Annotated in this window: 13 protein-coding genes and 1 riboswitch; of the genes, 7 read left to right on the top strand and 6 right to left on the bottom strand. The window is 47.1% G+C overall.

The window, feature by feature from the left end; genetic code table 11:
• Window positions 1-84: 84 nt before the first annotated feature.
• A riboswitch (guanidine-I (ykkC/yxkD leader) is annotated at window positions 85-239 on the bottom strand.
• 544 nt (window positions 240-783) lie between these two features.
• The 6 genes from atzF to QUB33_RS21430 all read left to right on the top strand — a co-directional run bounded on the left by atzF (window position 784) and on the right by QUB33_RS21430 (window position 7624).
• Window positions 784-2598 carry an allophanate hydrolase gene (gene atzF, locus QUB33_RS21455; RefSeq protein ID WP_333353923.1) on the top strand — a complete coding sequence of 605 codons (1815 nt, stop codon included), beginning with the start codon at window positions 784-786 and terminating at the stop codon, window positions 2596-2598.
• A 40-nt stretch (window positions 2599-2638) separates the two neighbouring features.
• Window positions 2639-3328, top strand: coding sequence for a calcium-binding protein (locus QUB33_RS21450; RefSeq protein ID WP_333353920.1), 690 nt, complete (start codon window positions 2639-2641; stop codon window positions 3326-3328).
• A gap of 245 nt (window positions 3329-3573) precedes the next feature.
• Window positions 3574-4500, top strand: coding sequence for a tRNA pseudouridine(55) synthase TruB (truB, locus tag QUB33_RS21445; protein WP_333353915.1), 927 nt, complete (start codon window positions 3574-3576; stop codon window positions 4498-4500).
• A gap of 149 nt (window positions 4501-4649) precedes the next feature.
• The gene (gene yidD / locus QUB33_RS21440; RefSeq protein WP_333353911.1) at window positions 4650-4880 is read left to right on the top strand and encodes a membrane protein insertion efficiency factor YidD; all 231 of its coding nucleotides are present in this window, start codon (window positions 4650-4652) and stop codon (window positions 4878-4880) included.
• A gap of 216 nt (window positions 4881-5096) precedes the next feature.
• Complete coding sequence (locus QUB33_RS21435) at window positions 5097-6311, top strand: response regulator (protein WP_333353907.1); 1215 nt, start codon at window positions 5097-5099, stop codon at window positions 6309-6311.
• Between the two features lie 326 nt (window positions 6312-6637).
• Window positions 6638-7624, top strand: a complete 987-nt coding sequence (locus QUB33_RS21430; RefSeq protein ID WP_333353903.1) for a glycosyltransferase — start codon at window positions 6638-6640, stop codon at window positions 7622-7624.
• 532 nt (window positions 7625-8156) lie between these two features.
• On the opposite strand, the gene QUB33_RS21425 is transcribed toward QUB33_RS21430, so the two are convergent.
• The 4 genes from QUB33_RS21425 to QUB33_RS21410 form a co-directional block, all read right to left on the bottom strand.
• A complete protein-coding gene (locus tag QUB33_RS21425) occupies window positions 8157-8486 on the bottom strand; it encodes an iron-sulfur cluster assembly accessory protein (RefSeq protein WP_333175585.1) in 330 nt (109 codons plus the stop codon).
• A gap of 146 nt (window positions 8487-8632) precedes the next feature.
• Window positions 8633-9052 carry a cupin domain-containing protein gene (locus QUB33_RS21420; protein WP_333353900.1) on the bottom strand — a complete coding sequence of 140 codons (420 nt, stop codon included), beginning with the start codon at window positions 9050-9052 and terminating at the stop codon, window positions 8633-8635.
• A gap of 374 nt (window positions 9053-9426) precedes the next feature.
• Entirely contained in the window at window positions 9427-9660 is a 234-nt protein-coding gene (locus tag QUB33_RS21415) for a Fic family protein (protein ID WP_333353972.1), read from the bottom strand.
• A gap of 36 nt (window positions 9661-9696) precedes the next feature.
• A complete protein-coding gene (locus QUB33_RS21410) occupies window positions 9697-10113 on the bottom strand; it encodes a hypothetical protein (RefSeq protein WP_333353897.1) in 417 nt (138 codons plus the stop codon).
• A gap of 365 nt (window positions 10114-10478) precedes the next feature.
• Here QUB33_RS21410 and gltB point away from each other — a divergent pair, with 365 nt between their 5' ends.
• Complete coding sequence (gene gltB, locus QUB33_RS21405) at window positions 10479-15065, top strand: glutamate synthase large subunit (protein ID WP_333353893.1); 4587 nt, start codon at window positions 10479-10481, stop codon at window positions 15063-15065.
• Window positions 15066-15183: 118 nt separating this feature from the next.
• Here the strand turns inward: gltB and QUB33_RS21400 are convergent, their stop codons facing one another.
• A complete protein-coding gene (locus tag QUB33_RS21400; RefSeq protein WP_333353889.1) occupies window positions 15184-19710 on the bottom strand; it encodes a tetratricopeptide repeat protein in 4527 nt (1508 codons plus the stop codon).
• Window position 19711: 1 nt separating this feature from the next.
• Window positions 19712-19909 (bottom strand): hypothetical protein, encoded by a 198-nt coding sequence (locus tag QUB33_RS21395; protein WP_333353886.1) that lies wholly within the window; start codon window positions 19907-19909, stop codon window positions 19712-19714.
• Window positions 19910-19995: the final 86 nt, after the last annotated feature.

Here is a 19995-nt window from a genome sequence, read left to right as displayed (position 1 = left end):
GCTTCCTTAGCTTCCGCAAACCCCCCTGATATACAAGGATAAAGCCCGAGAGCTAACGAACCGAGTCTTGATGACCGATCGCGTTTCTCCCGGGCTTTTATCCCGCCGTGTAACTGGCTAGTGTTTCCCTCAAATTAATAAAATATTGGGATGACCAGTCTGCTTCTCTCGGACCAGCACTTGAACTTTCTAAGCTGAGTTAGAAACTGATTCAAATCGGAACCCTAGAAGCGGTTAAATTTTTCGTTTTTTGTCTGTATAAGTCCTGTTTGCAACCCAAGGAGTTATTCAAGACTGTCAGTAACAGCAATGCACTTAGCTTTTTGAAAGGTAAGCATACTGTAGCGTGCAATCTTACTAGATTGCTACGTTTCAAACCCTAACAGCAAACTTGATGCGAAAATGTGTAAAATGTTACAAAAAACGGTTTTTCTCGAATTTGTCAAATTAAAATTTTTGGAAGATTAAACCGGGCGATGAGACGGGGCAATTGGAAATCGCGAAGTTTACCTGCACACAAAGACGAAACCCGCAAGGTCATGGTTGAATATTTCTCCAGATATACTTCGAGCCATCGACTAGATGCAAGTACGATCGACAATGCGGTAAACTAACATCCTATTTGTAAGAATGATCGCCTTGCACAGCCTTTGAAGTCATTTCTTCAATCTAAAATCTAAAATCTAAAATCTAAAATCGAACGATCGCCCAGCAAAGCCTGTAAACTCAATTATTCAATCTAAAATCTAAAATCTAAAATCTAAAATCGACTGACGGTGCATTATGGAAAAATTTAACTACAGCAACAGTCTCGACATTCATTCGCTGCTCGATCGCTACCGCACCGGCTCGATCGCGCCCGCAGATGTAATCGCGAGCGTGTACGATCGGATCGAACGCTATGCAGATCCGGCAGTATGGATTTATTTAGCACCGCTGGCGGAAACCCTCGAACGCGCCAAAGCCTTGGAAAACCTAGACCCGCAACAATTGCCGCTCTACGGGATACCTTTTGCGATCAAAGATAATCTCGATTGGGCGGGCGTTCCGACTACGGCGGGATGTCCTCCGTTTGCTAGCACTCCAGCGCGATCGTCCGCAGTCGTAGAGCGGCTGTGTGCGGCAGGTGCGATCGCGATCGGCAAAACAAACATGGATCAGTTTGCCACAGGATTAGTCGGAACCCGCACGCCTTACGGAGTTTGTCGCAATCCCTTCGATCGGCGCTACATTCCGGGCGGATCGAGTTCCGGTTCCGCAGCAGCAGTCTCGGCCGGATTGGTGAGTTTTGCTCTGGGTACCGATACCGCAGGCTCGGGGCGGGTTCCCGCTGCTTTTAGCAACATTGTCGGGCTGAAGCCAAGTTGCGGCTCGATCGGCACTCGCGGCCTGCTGCCGGCGGTGCGATCGCTCGATTGCGTTTCTGTGTTCGCTCTCACCTGTGCGGATGCAGCCTCCGTGCTGGAAGTAGCCAGCGGTTTTGACGCTGAGGATGCGTTTTCTCGTCGCCCTGAAACGAAAGTTTTGCCGGATTTATCCAGCTTGCGGGTGGGAGTTCCTGAAGACGGCGAACTCGAATTTTTCGGGAATGCAGAAGCCGAACAGCGCTACCGAGAGGCTCTGGCGCGCTTGCAATCATTGGGCTGCACGATCGCACCTATTGACTTCAAACCCTTTGCGGATGCTGCCGAACTGCTCTACGGCGGGCCTTGGGTAGCAGAAAGGTTGGCCGCGATCGGCGATTTCCTCGACGCGCACCCAGAGGATATCGATCCGATCGTCTACGAAATTATCAGCGGCGGCAAACGCTACGATGCCGTCGCGGCCTACCGCGCGTCGTACCGGTTGGCAGAACTCCGCAAGCTTGCAGAAATTCAGTGGGAGTCAATGGATGTTTTGGCTATTCCCACGACAGGTACGATTTATACTGTCGCAGAAGTTGCAGCCGAGCCGATCGCGCTCAACACCAATCTCGGGCGCTACACGAACTTTGCGAATTTGCTCGATTTGTGCGCGATCGCAGTTCCCAGCGGGTTTCAAAGCAGCGGATTGCCCGCAGGATTGACACTGATGGCTCCTGCGTGGCACGATTTATCGCTCTGCCGCCTGGGATCTGCTTTCCACGATCGCTTGCGGGGAACCTTGGGCGCAACCGACCTACCGCTGCCAACCCTCCCGGAACCGGCCATCGCTGCCAAATCTTCCTCAGAAAAACGAGTCAAAATAGCCGTAGTTGGCGCTCATTTGAGCGGTGAGCCGCTGAATTATCAATTAATTGAGGGGGGAGGCATTTTGGTTCGCGCCTGCCGTACCAGCCCGATTTACAAGCTGTACGCTTTGACGGGTACTGCTCTGGGCAAGCCGGGATTGGTGCGTCAGATAGAGGGCGGTAGCGCGATCGAGGTGGAAGTTTGGGAGTTGTCGATCTCCGCTTTCGGCGGATTTGTCGCTAAAATTCCCCCGCCGCTGGGAATTGGTACGCTGGTGTTGGAGGACGGCTCCACGGTGCAGGGCTTTTTGTGCGAACCTTATGCTGTAGCGGATGCGATCGATATTTCTCATCTCGGCGGTTGGCGAGCATATAACTTCCGCTTTTAAGTTAAGTTAGAATTGCAAATTTCTACCCATCTTCAGAATCATGCCAACAGCAGTGCCACTTGTACGAACTCCCATCACAACCCCAACCCCAAACAGCGGTACCAGTCCCGGAGGGGCACCTGGCGGCCGGAGTGGCACCAGCGGCCCCGACTCCCTCAGTGGTGGTGCGGGCGGTGACTTGATATTTGGTTTGGGTGGCCCTGACAGCATTTTGGGCTTAGGGGGAAACGATTCCCTCTACGGCGGTGCCGGCAGCGACAGCGTTTTGGGCAACGTGGGCGACGATACTATCTACGGTGGCAAGGGTTCTGACTCGGTAAGCGGCGACGAAGGTAATGATTTCCTGTTTGGGAACCAAGACAGCGATACTTTGTTGGGCGGCGCGGGTAATGACACGTTTTTTGGGGGTGCCGGCGATGACTCGCTGTTTGGTGGCATCGGCGATGACTGTTTATCGGGCGATACAGGCAGAGATACTCTTACTGGCGGGGACGGAAATGATACGTTTGCGATCGGGCGTTTGGCAGACGGGGATGTGATTACAGATTTTATTGATGGTACGGATCAAATTCGCTTGGCTGCCGGCCTTACTTTTGGCGAACTCACCATTTCCGCTGGGGCAGGAACTTCGCCGAGTACAATTATTCAGCTTACAAACACCAAGGAAACTCTCGCTACTTTATTGGGAGTTGCCCGCACTTCAATCAGTCAGGCAGACTTTATTCTTTAATTGGGAATTGGGAATTGGGCATTGGGAAGTGCGAATTGATAATTGGGCTGGCGGGTACTTTGTAGTTTTAAGTTTTCAAGGTTGAACTTTTTAGCTCAAAACCGCTTTTGCGTTGCGAGTAACGTTAGCTTTCCCGATGCGAAGGAAAGCACTCTCAAAACTTTTCTTATTCCTTTTTCCTTCTTCCTTCTTCCCTCTGCCTTCTTCCTTCTTCCCTCTCCCCTCTTCCTTCTTCCTTCTTCCTAATGACTACTGACGGTTTTCTCAATCTCAACAAACCTGCGGGCATGACATCTCACGACTGCGTGGGGCGAGTGCGCCGGCTATTGAAACTCAAACGAGTCGGACACGGAGGAACGCTCGATCCTGCTGTGACTGGCGTTTTGCCGATCGCCCTGGGCAAAGCAACCAGACTGCTGCAATATCTCCAACACAATAAAGCTTACCGAGGTACGATTCGGTTTGGCTTAACTACTGCTACTGACGATTTAGAAGGAGAAATTATCCATTCTCGACCGGTGCCGGAGTTGAGTTTGGAAAAAGTGCAAGCTGCACTGCCAAAATTTATAGGAAAAATCGAGCAGTTTCCACCGAGTTTTAGTGCGGTGCAGGTGGGAGGAAAACGCCTTTATGAGTTAGCTAGAAAAGGCGAAACTGTCGAAGTTGCTGCTAGGAATGTCGAGGTTTTTCGGCTGGAAATATTGGATTGGCGGCCGGGGGATTTTCCTGAATTGGATTTGTCGATCGCCTGCGGAGCGGGTACTTACATTCGGGCGATCGCGCGGGATTTGGGGGCGGTGTTGAATGCAGGCGCTACTTTGGCTTGTTTGACTCGCACCGAAAGTAGCGGTTTTTTGATCGAGGAAAGTCTCAGTTTTGAAGAATTGGAACTGCAATTGCAGGAGAATAAATTCTGCCCGATTTTGCCATCGGCGGTTTTGGGACATTTAGGTACGATCGTCCTTTCCCCTGAATATACCAAACGCTGGTTTCAAGGACAGCGCCTCCCGATTCCCGAAACGCCGATCGGATCGGAGGAGGAAAGTAGCAACCTAATACCCGAACCTCCCTATCCCTTGCAGGTTTACGATCGAGACGGTAATTTTTTAGGTATCGGTCAAGTAGCGAACTCAGAGACAAGTACCATATTATCTCCTCAAATTGTGCTTTAAGTATCTAAAATAAAAATGAAAATAGGTATAATTGGTACAGGAAAAGTTGGCGCAACTCTAACCGCTGGGAATGCTCTCGATGCACCTAGCTTACAGCGGTAGGGGACGAGATTTGCCTATTAATCTAATCAATCGCTGAGGTAAAAATTGTGAAAATATTGCTGATCGGATTAATCCGAGGCTACAAAATGGGAATTTCTCCTTACCTGCCTAACGCCTGTAGATTTCACCCAACTTGTTCGCAATACGCGATCGAAGCAATAGAAAGATTTGGGCCCGCCCGTGGCGGTTCGATGGCAGTTAAGCGAATTTTGCGCTGTCATCCTTTTCATCCAGGGGGTTACGATCCAGTACCTCCCAAAGATAGCGAGGGCAATTAGTTATTAGTTAGAAGCTGGATTTTAGTGATTAGTTAATAGTGCAAATAGGCGTGGCATCCTACTGGCTAAAACTACCGAGGGGAATCACTCCCTGATGGGGTTAAATTCTCATAATTAGTGGTTTTTCTTAACCCAAATTCAGTAATATCACTGTTATCTTTCAAAACTCAGCAGCTATATAATGGTACAAACAGAGTACAGGGGATGCGAGTTGATATGTCTGCTACCGCAATCGGATACAAAATGTTGTCCCATACTCTGGCTGTACTCAGCCAGAAACAAGCAACGGGGAAACTGCTGTTAGAGCAAGGGGAACAACAGTGGCAGCTTTACTTTTTTCAGGGTAGTTTGGTTTATGCCACGGGAGGGTCGCACAGATCGAGGCGCTGGTACAGGGCGATCGGGCAACACTGTAGAAACTTTCATGTGGATCTCAGAGACCTCGATGCTGGAGAACTGTGGGAATATCAACTGCTTCAGCGAGGGATAGCAGCCAGCGAAATGAGTCTGGAACAAGCTAGGGCGATCGTCCAGACCAGCCTTTCCGAAGTGTTATTTGCTCTGATCGGTCAATCGGGTTTGCGCCGGGAGTGGCGTCCGTCCCAGAAATATTTTTCTACAATTACTTCTTCTTTGCTGCTGTCTTTAACAGAAGTAGAGAAAGTTCTGTGTTGTACAGAAGAAATTTGGCAGAAGTGGAAAGGAATGGGTTTGTGGTTGGTAGATCCAGAACAAGCACCGCTTTTAAAACCGTCGGCCCAGTTGCAGCAAAATCGATTTAGTTCTAATTCTTTGATCGCTTTGGGTAACGTATTCAACGGCGAGAATACTCTTTGGGATATTGCATTTAAGAAAAAGCAGTGCGTGACAGTGGCAACTCGCGGTTTAGTTAATTACATCAAGCAGGGTTTAGTAAATTTCCGAACAGTACCAGACTTGCCGTCGCCTATAGAACAGTGGCGCCTTGCCGCGGCGATCGCTGGGCCGGGTCGCCCTTTGATTGCCTGTATCGATGACAGTCCGACAGTGTGCGAATTTTTAGAACAAATTTTATTGCCGGAGGGGTATCGAGTCCTAAAAATTCAAGACCCCATGCAGGGAGTGGGCCTCCTCGCCAAACAAAAGCCTGCTTTAATTTTTATGGACGTGGTGATGCCGAAGACAAGTGGCTTTGCTTTGTGCAATTTTTTGCGGAAGACGCCGGCTTTTCGGGAAACTCCGATCGTGTTTTTGACCGGTCAAGACAGTATAATTGACCGCACGCGAGCGAAATTGACAGGTGCTTCCGATTTTTTGAGCAAGCCAGCCAATCCCGAACAGGTTGTGCAAATAGTTGACAAGTATTTGAAGGTAAAAGGCGATTCCTACCCTTTAGCAATTCGCCCCCAAGATTTACTTAATTCACGACAACTTACCTTGGCAAATTCTTGAACGCAAATTATGCTCATAAAGCCTCACTTATCGGGTGCGTGAGCCTCCGGGTCACCCGATAAGTATTGTACAATAAAGACGCCACCGGATTTTACCAATAAATCTTGTAGGGGCGGTTGCATGGTTTTTCTTGATTTCAAAGCGCGGATTTCCATAAACCAGCTCACCGCGTATTGATTATAATACCAGTTTTAACCACTTGACAAAAAGAATGCAACTGTAGGCAAGTTCCAAGCCAGATGCTCATCAGTCATTTCCAGTTTTTTAATCTAAAATCTCAAATCTAAAATCTAAAATGGTAGAATCCATAAAACTTGATATTAATTATGAGCGATCGCACCCCGCAGGTGAGCGTAGTAATTCCGGCTTACAACTGCGCTGCTTACGTCGGCCAAGCCGTAGATAGCGTTCTGCACCAAACTTATGCTAACTGGGAAATTATTGTCGTAGACGACGGCTCCCGAGACGATACCAAGTTAGTTTTAGAGAAATATGGCGATCGAATTCGCTACATTTACCAACAGAATCAAGGAGTTTCGATTGCCAGGAATCACGGCATCGAGCTATCGCGAGGAGAATTCATCGCCTTTCTTGATGCTGACGACTACTTTTTTCCCGACAAATTAGCCGCACAAATGGCTGTATTTGCAGCGCGACCAAATCTAGGAATAGTCCACAGCGGCTGGCGTCTAGTTAATAGTATAGGCGAACCCCTAAAAGATGTCAAACCCTGGCAAAATGTCCCTAAATTAGACTTAGAAATGTGGCTGCGGTGGAAACCAGTATTACCCAGCGCGATGGTATTTCGCCGTCAGTGGTTAGAGCGCGCCGGCGGATTTGATCCTCGATTTCCCCCGGCGGAAGATACAGATTTAGTGCTGCGTTTAGCCTTAATGGGATGCGAAGCAGAGTGGCTGCAGCAAGTAACTGTTTGCTACCGCCAGCACGAACAAAGCGCCATGTACAAAGGTTTACCGCAGGCTAAATCCCTCGCCGCAGTGATGGACAATTTTTTTGCCCGCCCCGAGTTGCCGGATAAAATACGTTTGTTGGAAAAGCAAATCAAGTACAGTACCTTAGTTTGGATTGCTTGGTATTTGTACCGCACCGGTCATTCTGTTGAGATGGTAGAGTTTTTGCAGCGTTCTTGGAATTATACGCCTTATTTGCCTGTGGAAACAGTAATTAATTGGGCGGAAGCTTTCGCCGAGTTTTCGCAGGATGCGGGAAATGAATTCGATGCAGATTTGTTAGCTCAATCTCCGGAGTGGCAGCAGTTAATGCAGTGGACTATTCTCGGTACGCCAGCTTGATTGTGTTGATAGTCGATCGAGCTTTTACGTCATTTCTGGTTGATTCGTGATAGTATAACTTGCGCGATCGTAAAGGCGGGTTTTACCAACCATCTATAGCGCTTTTCAGGGAGGTGAGATACGCCTAATTGTCCTCCTCAAGCATATATTATGTGGTGCTGATCTTTAGGTGTGGGACTGTTAGATGTTCGATGACACTTGCAGATTGTTTCGGGCGACGCACCTTACCATAATGGTTTTCTAGGAACTTAGGTATATAGGAATTACGCAACTGGCACATTAAACAAAGGTATGTAGTTGCGCTTTAGCGCTCTTCTCTAAGTTAAGAGCGCTGAAGCGCAACTACATACCTAAATTTCAACCCCTATTTGGGACAGTTGGCTTTAGTGCTAATGGGGTAAGTATCGGGAGTTCTGAGTTCGATATTGCCGTCAATTCCTAATCCTAAACAGGCGTCGATGTTGGTAGTCTCGATCGGCTTACTTGAAGGTTTTTTGGACTTTTTATAAGTCTTTGAGTGTCATCCTAGTGATTATTCCTTAGCCGAAAAGGAGTTGCCGCAGCTACAGCTTTGGGCGGCATTGGGATTGTGAAATCGGAAACCTCCGCCCATCAAGTCTTCTGAATAATCCAAGGTGAGCTCATTGAGATATTTTAAGTGCTGGGGGTCGATCGCCACTTGAACTCCCTCCGACTCGCATACAGCGTCTTCTGGGGCTGGCGCATCGTCAAATGCCATTGTATAAGACAAACCGGAGCAGCCGCTCGATTCCACGCCCAGACGAAATAAAGCATTGGGGTTCGGATGCTTCGACTTGAGGCGCGTTACTTCTGTTGCTGCTGTTTTGCTCAGATGAATCATTATGAGTAATTTGTAATTGGTAATTCGTAATTGGGAAGTAATGTTGAGTTTTGAAAATGTAGAATGTGCCTAGGCGCGTACCTTACCCGGAGAATGTAAAGTGCGCCGGACCGCGCACCTTACCTCTATATTTTTAGCAACTTGAGTTACTTAGCCTTTTCTGTACGGGCATAATCGTCTTGAAAGCGTACAATATCATCTTCTCCGAGATATTCGCCATTCTGCACCTCAATTAAAACCAAGGGGATAACTCCCGGATTTTCCAGGCGGTGAGAAATGCACTGAGGAACGTAGGTAGACTGATTTGTAAACAGAACTTGTTCAGTTTCGCCGCAAGTAACTTTTGCAGTACCAGAAACCACGATCCAGTGTTCGCTGCGGTGGTGGTGCATTTGCAGGCTGAGGCGGTGTCCTGACTTAACTTCGATCCGCTTAATTTTATATCCGGGGCCTTCTTCTAGAGTCGTAAATGAGCCCCAAGGCCGCAATTCTGTAGCGGCTACTGCGTTGGGTGCTGCAGGTGCGTGCAGAGTAGATACTTGAGAAATTTCTTGAATCTGAACCATGATTTTTACTCCTTGAGGATTGCTTGCTGAATCCTTTGGTAAACGACGTTGTTTTTTGAGATTAACTAATCTATAGTTAAAACCGAAGACCACCTGCGGGAACCGCTTAGGGGACTGTAGATTTTTGCACTTTTGTCTGCTTTGCCCGATCGACTTGCCTTAACCACCATAGCAAAACCAACATAGCTGTTGTCACCTAGTATTCGCTCGATCGCCCCAATCTACATCAAATCTTCATAGAAACGGCGCTGGTTCTTGAATATTGATTAAAGGTGAATCCTAATCCACCTCTTGAGACTGCTGCTGCAAAACTGCTAGCATCTGCTTAGAGATAATGACCCTGGGATATACCGCCCGCAACAGCAGCAGATTCATCAATAGCCGCCCGGTGGGTTCGTTACCATCCCGAATGGATGAATCGAAACAAAGCGAAGATGTGCTTTGGCTGCCAACTCTAGCGGATGTAACGATCTGATTTTATCACTGTTGAGCCATTGGATAAATTCCCGCATCAAACCCGAAAGCAAATAATGAGGCGGATAGAGGTATTCGGTACCGACCGCTTTGAGCTCTAACTGCCGATCGCGTCCAGCTTCCTCCGGGGCGATCGCCCTTATAATTAAGTTGTGAATTTGTTTAATTTCTCATTCACCGATCGGGGTGTCCGATCGCATTACCATTTCAATGTAGTCGATCGCATCTCGATGTCCGATGACTTCTAGGTGTTCACGTAAAGTTTTGCCACCGACAGTGATGGCGGTTTCTAGGACTAATTCGGTTTCGCGCTGTGTCAAAGTAGTTCCCTCCAGCGCATTGGAGTGATAAGTAGTAAACCGAACGTCATAGAGTTTTTTCAATTCTGCAACCAGGGTGGGAGAAAGTGGCCGAAAGCTATCCAACCAGGCTTTGAGTCGATCGACTTTTTGCAATTTTTCAGAAATACTCATTGCTGTTGAGAAGGCAAAATGCGGGTGGAGAATGTCACCCAGGCGCTGAGGATACAGTCGCACTAACAGTGCGATAAACTCATTTCTCAATAACAGGCAAGATTCCTGTTCCACAGAGAGTAAATTTTGTGGGCTGGGCCGGAGAGCCCGCCCTTGAAAAGGTTATTAACAAGGGTACAAGATGTGAGTTAGTATCGGAATTACTCATCTCTCTTCTCTTCCTCTGCGCTCTCTGCGGCCTCTGCGGTTTAATAATTCACATCATTGAAGAGTCTTTAAGCATAAATCTTTAACCTCCGGGTTCCATAGGTAAGTTATCGGCTTTAACTATTTTTTTACTCGGATCGAATAAGCTTGGTTTTTTTGGTGGATCTACCCAATTGAGTAGATCCACATATAATACATGATACTAGAGCGATCGGCATCCCATCCTCTACTCTAGATCAACATCTTTTCGCCACTTTGACAGGAGCATCAAAATGAACAGCAACGGACTGCCACAAAAGCAAGGTCTGTACGATCCGCAGTTCGAGCACGACGCTTGCGGAGTCGGATTCATCGTACACATGAAGGGTAACAAATCCCACGAAATTGTCGAGCAGGCGCTGACAATCCTCTTGAACCTCGACCACCGAGGCGCGTGCGGCTGCGAACCCAACACCGGAGACGGGGCGGGGATTTTGATGCAGGTGCCCCACAAGTTTCTCAAGAAAGTAACTGCGGCCCTAAACATCGAACTTCCCGAAGCCGGCGAGTACGGCGTTGGCGCGATTTACTCGTCGCCAAATCAAACTGAACGCGAAAACGGCAAACGCATTTTTGAGGAAATCGCCGCAGAAGAAGGTCAGGAAGTGCTGGGCTGGCGCGATGTTCCCACAGATAACTCGTCCCTCGGCGACACCGCCAAATCGAGCGAACCCTTCATGCAGCAAGTGTTCCTCCGGCGCGCCGCAGGTATCGACGAGGCGGCTTTCGAGCGGAAACTGTACGTGATCCGCAAACGGGCTCACAATGCGATTCGCAGGACTAACACAGACCCCTACTGGTACAATTCCACTCTCTCGTGCCGGACGATCGTCTACAAGGGTATGTTAATGCCGGTGCAAGTCGGCGATTACTATCCCGACCTGCACGACCCCGACATGGAAAGCGCTCTAGCCCTGGTTCACTCGCGCTTCAGCACGAATACTTTTCCGAGCTGGGAACGATCGCACCCTTACCGCTACATCGCTCACAACGGCGAAATTAACACGATGCGCGGCAACATTAACTGGATGCACGCGCGGCAATCGCTGTTCGAGTCGGAACTATTCGGCGATGACTTAAAGAAAATCCCCAATTTAATCAATATCGAAGGCAGCGACTCGACGATTTTTGACAATGCTTTGGAATTGCTGACTTTGGCTGGGCGTTCTTTGCCGCACGCTGTAATGATGATGATTCCCGAACCTTGGACAGCCCACGAGTCCATGAGTGACGAGAAAAAAGCTTTCTATGAATACCATTCTTGCTTGATGGAACCTTGGGACGGCCCAGCTTCGATCGCATTTACCGATGGTACTTCGATCGGGGCCGTGCTCGATCGCAACGGTTTGCGCCCTTCCCGCTACTGCGTTACCAAAGACGACTTGGTAATTATGGCATCGGAAGCCGGAGTTTTGCCGATCGCCCCAGAACGAATTGTATCAAAAGGTCGCTTGCAACCGGGGCGGATGTTCCTGGTAAATACCGAGGAAGGCCGCATCGTCTCTGACGAGGAAATTAAGACCAAAATCGCCACAGAACACCCGTACCGCCAGTGGATCGACCAGCACATGGTCGAAATTGCCAAACTGAAAGATGCGCCGGCAGTAGCAGAACCTCATCCCGAAACATTATTGCAGCGGCAAATGGCCTTTGGCTACACCTTTGAAGAACTGCGGTTGCTGTTAGCACCGATGGCAAAAGATGGCGTGGAAGCTGTCGGCGCGATGGGTGCAGATACGCCGCTGGCGGTGCTTTCCAACCGCCCAAAACTGCTTTACGAATACTTCCAGCAGTTGTTTGCTCAAGTTACCAATCCGCCAATTGATTCTATCCGCGAAGAAATTGTAACTTCTGCCGAAACTACGATCGGCGCTGAACGCAATTTGCTCAAACCAGAACCCGAAAGCTGTCATTTGATTGAACTGAAAACGCCAATTCTCAGCAATGAAGAATTAGCTAAGCTCAAACACGTAAATGAGGGCAATTTCCGGTCGATTACACTACCGATTTTGTTTGACCCCAAAAGCGGCGTGAAAGGTCTAGAACAAGCCTTAGAAAAGGTTTTTGCAGCAGCAGACAGCGCGATCGCCTCCGGGGTGAATATCATCATTTTGAGCGATCGGGGTATCAGTCCAGACCAAGCCGCAATTCCGGCGCTGCTGGCAGTTGCGGGCCTGCACCACCACTTGATCCGTAAAGGTACGCGCACGCGGGCGGGACTCGTACTCGAATCCGGCGAACCGAGGGAAGTGCATCACTTTGCAACACTTATTGGATATGGTTGCGGCGCGATTAATCCGTATTTGGCCTTTGAGACGATCGCCGATTCGATCCGCGAAGGATTGCTGCTAAATGTCGAGTACAAAACAGCTTGCAAAAACTACGTTAAAGCGGCAACTAAAGGGGTGACGAAAGTTGCCTCGAAAATTGGGATTTCGACAATTCAAAGTTATCGCGGCGCACAGATTTTTGAGGCGATCGGCTTGAACAAATCCGTAGTCGATAAATACTTTGCTTGGACAGCCTCCCGGATTGAAGGCGTAGACCTCGAAGTCATCGCCCAAGAAGCTATTTTGCGCCATAATCACGCTTTCCCAGACCGCCCATCCAGCGGACATACTCTCGATGTCGGCGGCGAATATCAGTGGCGGAAAGAAGGCGAAGCGCATTTGTTTAGTCCGCAGACAATTCACGCGCTGCAAAAGTCGGTGCGCGAGGGCAGTTATACGCTTTTCAAACAGTATTCTGGGCTGGTTAATGAACAAAACCAGCAGCATTTTACCTTGCGCGGTTTGTTGCAATTCAAACAGCGGGAATCCATACCGATTGAGGAAGTTGAGCCGATCGAATCTATTCTCAAACGCTTTAAAACTGGGGCGATGAGTTATGGTTCGATTTCTAAAGAAGCCCACGAATCGCTAGCAGTAGCGATGAACCGCATTGGTGGCAAATCGAACACCGGTGAAGGTGGCGAAGATCCCGATCGCTACACTTGGACGAACGATCGCGGCGACTCGAAAAACAGCGCGATCAAACAAGTTGCTTCTGGGCGTTTCGGCGTTACCAGCTTGTACCTTTCCCAAGCGCGGGAACTGCAAATCAAGATGGCGCAAGGCGCGAAACCCGGTGAAGGCGGACAGTTGCCCGGTAAAAAAGTATACCCGTGGATTGCCAAGGTGCGGAACTCGACTCCGGGTGTGGGATTGATTTCGCCTCCTCCTCACCACGACATTTATTCGATCGAAGATTTGGCTGAATTGATTCACGACTTGAAAAATTCCAACCGAGAAGCGCGGATTAGCGTGAAACTCGTGTCGGAAGTGGGAGTCGGGACGATCGCGGCGGGTGTTGCTAAGGCCCACGCCGATGTCGTGTTGATTTCCGGCTACGACGGCGGTACGGGCGCGTCGCCGCAAACTTCGATCAAACACGCGGGATTACCTTGGGAATTGGGACTGGCGGAAACTCACCAGACTTTGGTACTCAACAATCTCCGCAGCCGGATTGTCGTGGAAACTGACGGTCAAATGAAAACTGGCCGCGATGTAGTAATTGCTGCCTTGCTTGGCGCTGAGGAATTCGGTTTTGCTACCGCGCCGCTGGTGACATTGGGCTGCATCATGATGCGCGTTTGCCACCTGAACACTTGCCCGGTGGGCGTGGCGACGCAAGACCCGCTATTGCGGAAAAACTTTACCGGCGACCCCGAGCACACGGTAAACTTTATGACTTTCATCGCGCAGGAAGTCCGGGAAATTATGGCGCAGTTGGGCTTCCGCACGCTGAATGAAATGGTTGGGCGGACTGATGTTTTGGAACCTCAGCAAGCGGTGGAACACTGGAAGGCTAAGGGTTTGGATTTCTCGAAAATCCTTTATCAGCCGGAAGTTGGGGCGGATGTCGGGCGCTATTGTCAGATGGCGCAGGATCACGGGTTGGAAAAGTCCCTGGACATGAGTGTGTTGTTGGATTTGTGCAAAGGTGCGATCGAAAACGGTGAAAAGGTACACGCCAAACTGCCAATTACCAACATCAACCGGGTTGTCGGCACAATTCTCGGCAACGAAATCACCAAACGCCACTGGGAAGGTTTGCCGGATGACACGGTACACCTGCACTTCCAAGGCAGCGCTGGGCAAAGCTTTGGCGCATTCGTTCCCAAGGGAGTCACCCTGGAGCTCGAAGGCGAAGCTAACGACTATTTGGGCAAAGGGCTCAGCGGCGGCAAAATCATCCTGTATCCGTCGCCAGCTTCTACCTTTGTCGCGGAAGAAAACGTGATTGTCGGTAACGTAGTGCTTTACGGCGCGACATCCGGCGAGGTGTTCATTCGAGGGATTGCGGGCGAACGTTTTGGGGTGCGTAACTCCGGCGTTAACGCAGTAGTTGAAGGTGTGGGCGATCACGGTTGCGAGTACATGACTGGTGGCAAAGTTGTAGTTTTGGGTGAAACCGGGCGCAATTTTGCAGCGGGTATGAGTGGCGGTGTTGCTTATATTTTGGATGAAGCGGGGGATTTTGCTACTCGCTGCAATATGTCGATGGTGGATTTGGAAAAACTGGAGGATGTTGAGGAGATTAGCGATTTGCGGCAGATGCTTCAAACTCACGTTGATTTGACTGGAAGTGCGAAGGCATCGAAGGTTCTGGCTGCGTGGGATGAGATGGTGCCGGTGTTTGTGAAGGTGATGCCGAGAGATTATAAGCGGGTGTTGCAGGCTATTGAAAGGGCGATCGCATCGGGTTTAAGCGGTGATGATGCGCTGACGGCTGCGTTTGAAGAAAACGCTCGCGATGTCGCTCGGATTGGCGGCAGCTAGGGTTTAGCATGAGGAATGGGTAATGGCTGTTATCAATCAGCAATTACCTATTCCTCACGAGCGATCGATTACCAAATTGTTCAGCAACTAACCTCGTCTTCTAACGGTATCTCGATATTCAATCCCCTTGGTGAGTACGATAATGATCTATCACCTCTTGAACCAGATTTATGATTTCTGGCGCTTGTAATTCTTGCGCTATATCTAATGCCTGCTGTAGCTTATTCAATCCTTCCTCTGGTTGATTGCAAACAATCAAAAGTTGTCCGATAAAACACAAAGTATCAGGTTGATTGTTTTTGTGATTAACACGGCATTGAAATTCAAATGCTTCCCAAGCAAGCTCAATAGCATTTTCTAGATTTCCCTCCTGGCGAGCGGAGTCAGCTTTCTGATAAAGTCGAACTGCTTCATACCCATTGACTGCAAAAATTACCTGCTGTAATTCATGAATTCCCTCAAGCTGATTTTCTTGAGCCAAAGAAAGAGCCATTTCAATATCTAGTATTCCACCTTCATAATCGCCCTGATTTACCTTGATTTGCCCGAGTAATGAGAGGCATCCCGAACGCCACTCAACATCTTTTAATAATTCCGCTAGTCTCAAACATTGCAGAGCCACAGTAAGTGCATCATCCAATTCTTGGCTCTGACATTTCTCTTGAGATAGTTCAAACAGTTGTCTGATTTTTCCATACTGTACCGCCAAAGCAGCATCTTGCATTTCTTGCTTTCGGGAGAGTTGTTGTTCCTCAGCTATTTTAAGCGCATAAAATACTTTACTTATACCTATTTCAAAATCTCCTTGTATGATTAGAAAGTTTCCCCATGACAATAGAATAAATGCTCTAATTTCTTCATTTTCAACTTCTTCAACTAGAGAGAAAGCTTGTTCAATCAATTTAATTCCTGATTCTACATGACCTAAGTTAGCCTCTCGAACTGCCATATTATGTATCTGTAAAGCCCTATGAGAATGAGCATCTCCGATCAGCTTGTGGACTTCTTTGATATCCTCAGTTTGATTAATTTTGGAATAAAGCTCTAGAGAATCTGTTAGGTGTTTAAGGGCTTCATCTACGTCGCCTTGAGTAGATAAAACTTCTCCTAGAAGCTTGAGAATAGTAGCATGAAGAACAACATCAACGGCTGAGTTAACTTGTTCCAAAGCTTGCCTTAAAAAATCTGTTCCCGCATCATAATTTCCCTGTTTTATTTGCAGCAGTCCCATATCTCTGAGAGCAAGCGCATACAACTGAGGGAGTTTAATTGTGCTGGCTAGTTCTAAAGCAGTATTGATTTTTGCTTCTGCCTGACAAAATTCATTTCTATCTATCAGTATTTCTGCGGTTAGTAGTAATACATTAGCTTGAGTCTCTTTGTTTCCAATTTTTAAAGATAATTGGTAGGATTCTTCAAGAAACTTTAAAGCTTCACCACTATTGTTTTGACGTTTATGAAGAATTCCTATCTCTTGAAGCGTCAGTGCTTCATGTGGTCGATCGCCATTATTTCTGTGCAGTTCTAGAGCTTGATGATAAAGCTCTAAAGCAAGCTCACGCTCGCCGCACTCCGATCGAAAAGTGGCTAAATTGTGTAAAAGTGCTGCCTTAAGCCAAAGATTATCAATTTGGGGTAGTAGATTATTTAATTGTTCTAGAAGTTTCCTTGCTTCTTCTATTTCACCTTGTTTTAGCTTCTGCGATGCAGTATTGCTGAGAAGCTTAATTTGAAATTCAAAGTTCTTGGATTGTACTTCGTCTGAAACTAAACCTGACAATAAATTATCCCAAGCGTCAATTTGACCAAGATCAACTTGCAAAGCAGCCATATTAGTTTGTATAGTAAACAGTAAATCTTTGTCTATTAATTTTTTGGCAAATTCATACGCCTTTTTATAAATTTTTAGTGCTTCTTCGGGTTCACCTAATTTTTTTCTAATCTCGGCTAATTGATTGAATGATATAGCTTGACCAAGATCGTTATCAGTATATTCATCAATTTGAATAACTTGTAAACAGAGTTCAAGAGCCTTTTGATAGTTCCCTTGTTGATTATGCAAACCAGCTAAATCATGAAGTATAGAAGCTTTAGTAATTTTATGAAGTACAAAATCTTTTTGCGTTTCGCATTGCTGAGAGCATAAATCTAATGCCTCTTGATAATTATGCAAAGCTTCTTCTACTTCACCAATATGTTGCTGGGCTTTCGCCAGATAGTACAGAAGATTAGGAGATACAATATGGACTCCCAAATCACCATAAGCTCTGTAATAGACAAACTTGCATAGCGTCGCTACCTCTCTATACCTTTTTTGCTTATTGAGACGCGTCACTAAAAACCAGTTTGCTGTGATTAATACATCTGGTCTTAAGCCTGCTGTTGCAAGTCGGTACAATTCAAATAACCTATCCGTTGGTAAATCTTGCTCTAAAAAAGGATCGTAGAGAGAAGATTCTAATAATTCTTTTTTTGTCTCTATAGCGTTTTGCAAACCTTTAGCAAACCATATCTGATGCAAATATTCCACCGCAGTTTTGTATAAATCGATCGAGTCTTCAGGAAAATCAAGAAGTGGTTCTAAAATTCGCGAAACCTCGTACAAAGTCTCTTCTTTACTGTGTATGCGATCGAGTAAACCGAGTGCAACAGATCGGGGAATATAACTATCTACCTCAAAACTTTCTGGGCAAATAATTTTTATAGCAGAAGCAGGTACTGGTAACTGATAAACTAAGCAAAAACTAAGCATTCGTCGCAATTGAGGTGGTTGTTGCTCCAGTAATTCCTGTGCCGAAATACTTTCACGGAACTCTTTGCTGGTTTTCTCTACTTCCTCCAGAATTTGTTCTTGATTAAGATGTTGTACTTGTAAAACTTTGTTCAACCCTTCCAACAGGCGAGGATTACCAGCCGAACTTTTCAAAGCTTTGAGTCGTAGCTCTAGATCGACTTCAGAACCAGGTGCAAAAGATATTAGACGATTACATTTCTTCTGTAAATCGGCACCTGATAGTGCAGCTAATTGCTCTCGATATAATCGTTGATCTAGCTCGGGAAGCGGAAAATCATATCTAGATGTGATGATTACTCGGTGAAGACGAGATTGACTTATCGCCTTCAATAAAGGCATCAGGACTGGGACAGTATCAGGCTTGAGAACAGCAATACCGTCCGTTCTCAATTCTAAGTTTGCTTCAAAATCATCTAGAACAAAGATTAGACTTTGCCCTCGTTCATTTAGCCCTTCTCGTAAGAATTTAGTTAACTTTTGCGTCAGCGGGAGTTTGCCTTGTAGAATTTCTTGCCCAGTTTCCGATAGACATTGTTCTGCAAGCTGCCTTAGCAGTTTGTCCTCATCTAATTGTCGGTAGATAAATATTGTGTGGTAGCCCTGTAAACGTTCTAAAAGCCTCGCTGCGATCGTGCTTTTCCCAACTCCACCTAAACCATGCAAAATCACACCTAGCTTATCTGGAGCTCGTAATGCTCTCAAGCTACGTTGCAGTATTCTGCGTCGTCCCACAAATTCCTGCGGTGTAGCAACTCGAACAATTCCTTGCGAATCTAGAAACTGTTCATAAATTGGTTCTTCGGGCAACCATACCCGATCGCCCAATGGTTCAACCAATGCTTTTGGGCACTTACCGCTAACATACAGTCTCAGTAGATGCCAGTCCTCTACCTTAGCCTCTCGCAAATGCTGATAAGTATTGGCAAGTGCCTCTGCAAGTTGATATCCAGCAGCAAGTTGGCTATAGAGATATGCTGCAGCTTGTGTTGCGACTACATCTGCGATCGGTCTTCCCCAACTTAAAACGGCTCTACATCCCTCCTCGATCAATGATTCCGCCAAAGAGGATACTGCACCATTACTCGGTGCTTCACCTGTTCGGCAACCTGATAAAAACACTAACTGGGGCATACGAAATCGCAAAGCAGTAGCAATTTCCGAGGCATATGCAATATGGCGTTCTCCAGTTTCTGTTTCTGTTAAAAAAAACGGTTTTTCATCTTCAATAGATGAATGTCCTGTCAAATGAAACACATCGAATGGTTCGCGATAACGCCCCCAGAGCTTGCTCAATTCTGTAATGCACCCACTTTCCTCAACTCGTAAATCGAGAGGAATATCTCTGGTTTCCGTCAAAATTTGGGCTTCTTCCTGTTCAAAATCTAGTGATGGTTCTACATTGTCTGGCGACGTTGCCATGAATAAGAGCCGTAGAGGACCTTGCTGAATATCGTGCGAATCCTGGACAGGACGATCGACCCAACGTATTGGCACAATCACTGGATTTACACGTTCTACAATAAATTGCGCTCCATCATGTAAAGTCTCCCAGGGCAAATGTCCTAATCGTTCACGCACATCTAGTGCTAAAACTAACCCTTCATCTGTACAGTCATTAATTGCTCGACTCAACCACCTACCAGTACCATCTAACCAGCAGAACAGTTGATGTCCCATACCTTTCAAATCAGGCAGCGACATATAATAGCTGCCTTTTGCTTTCTGGATCAAGTTGTCGATCGATGATACATCAAGCCGTTGGGTTTCGTACCTTGCGGGTTCTCCAAAGGCGTAACGCAGTTCTACAAACTGCTTTTCAAGGGGTACTAACTTGATGTAAAGCGTTTGCACACTAACTCTCCAGTTCTTCTAGTACGGCACGAATATCTTCAATAGTGGCATTCTCTAAAACCACTCGAACATCTCCAGCCACAAGCACTACATCAAATTTCTTCTTAGGTTTCTTATATTCCTGATACCACTTCCGAATTTGTTCAGCAACTGCGACTGTACCGCCTACGATCCCTATAACAGTACCTATCACTGCCAATGTGCCTTCCGGGAGCATCCCGCTTTTTAACTAAGCAGAAATACTGAGTTTAATGTGGTTATTTAAATATGCACACCTGAGTCTTA

This window comes from Microcoleus sp. B3-A4 (genome assembly GCF_036705385.1).
In the GTDB taxonomy this organism is placed as follows: domain Bacteria; phylum Cyanobacteriota; class Cyanobacteriia; order Cyanobacteriales; family Microcoleaceae; genus Microcoleus.
This window is presented reverse-complemented; position numbering and strand designations above follow the sequence as displayed.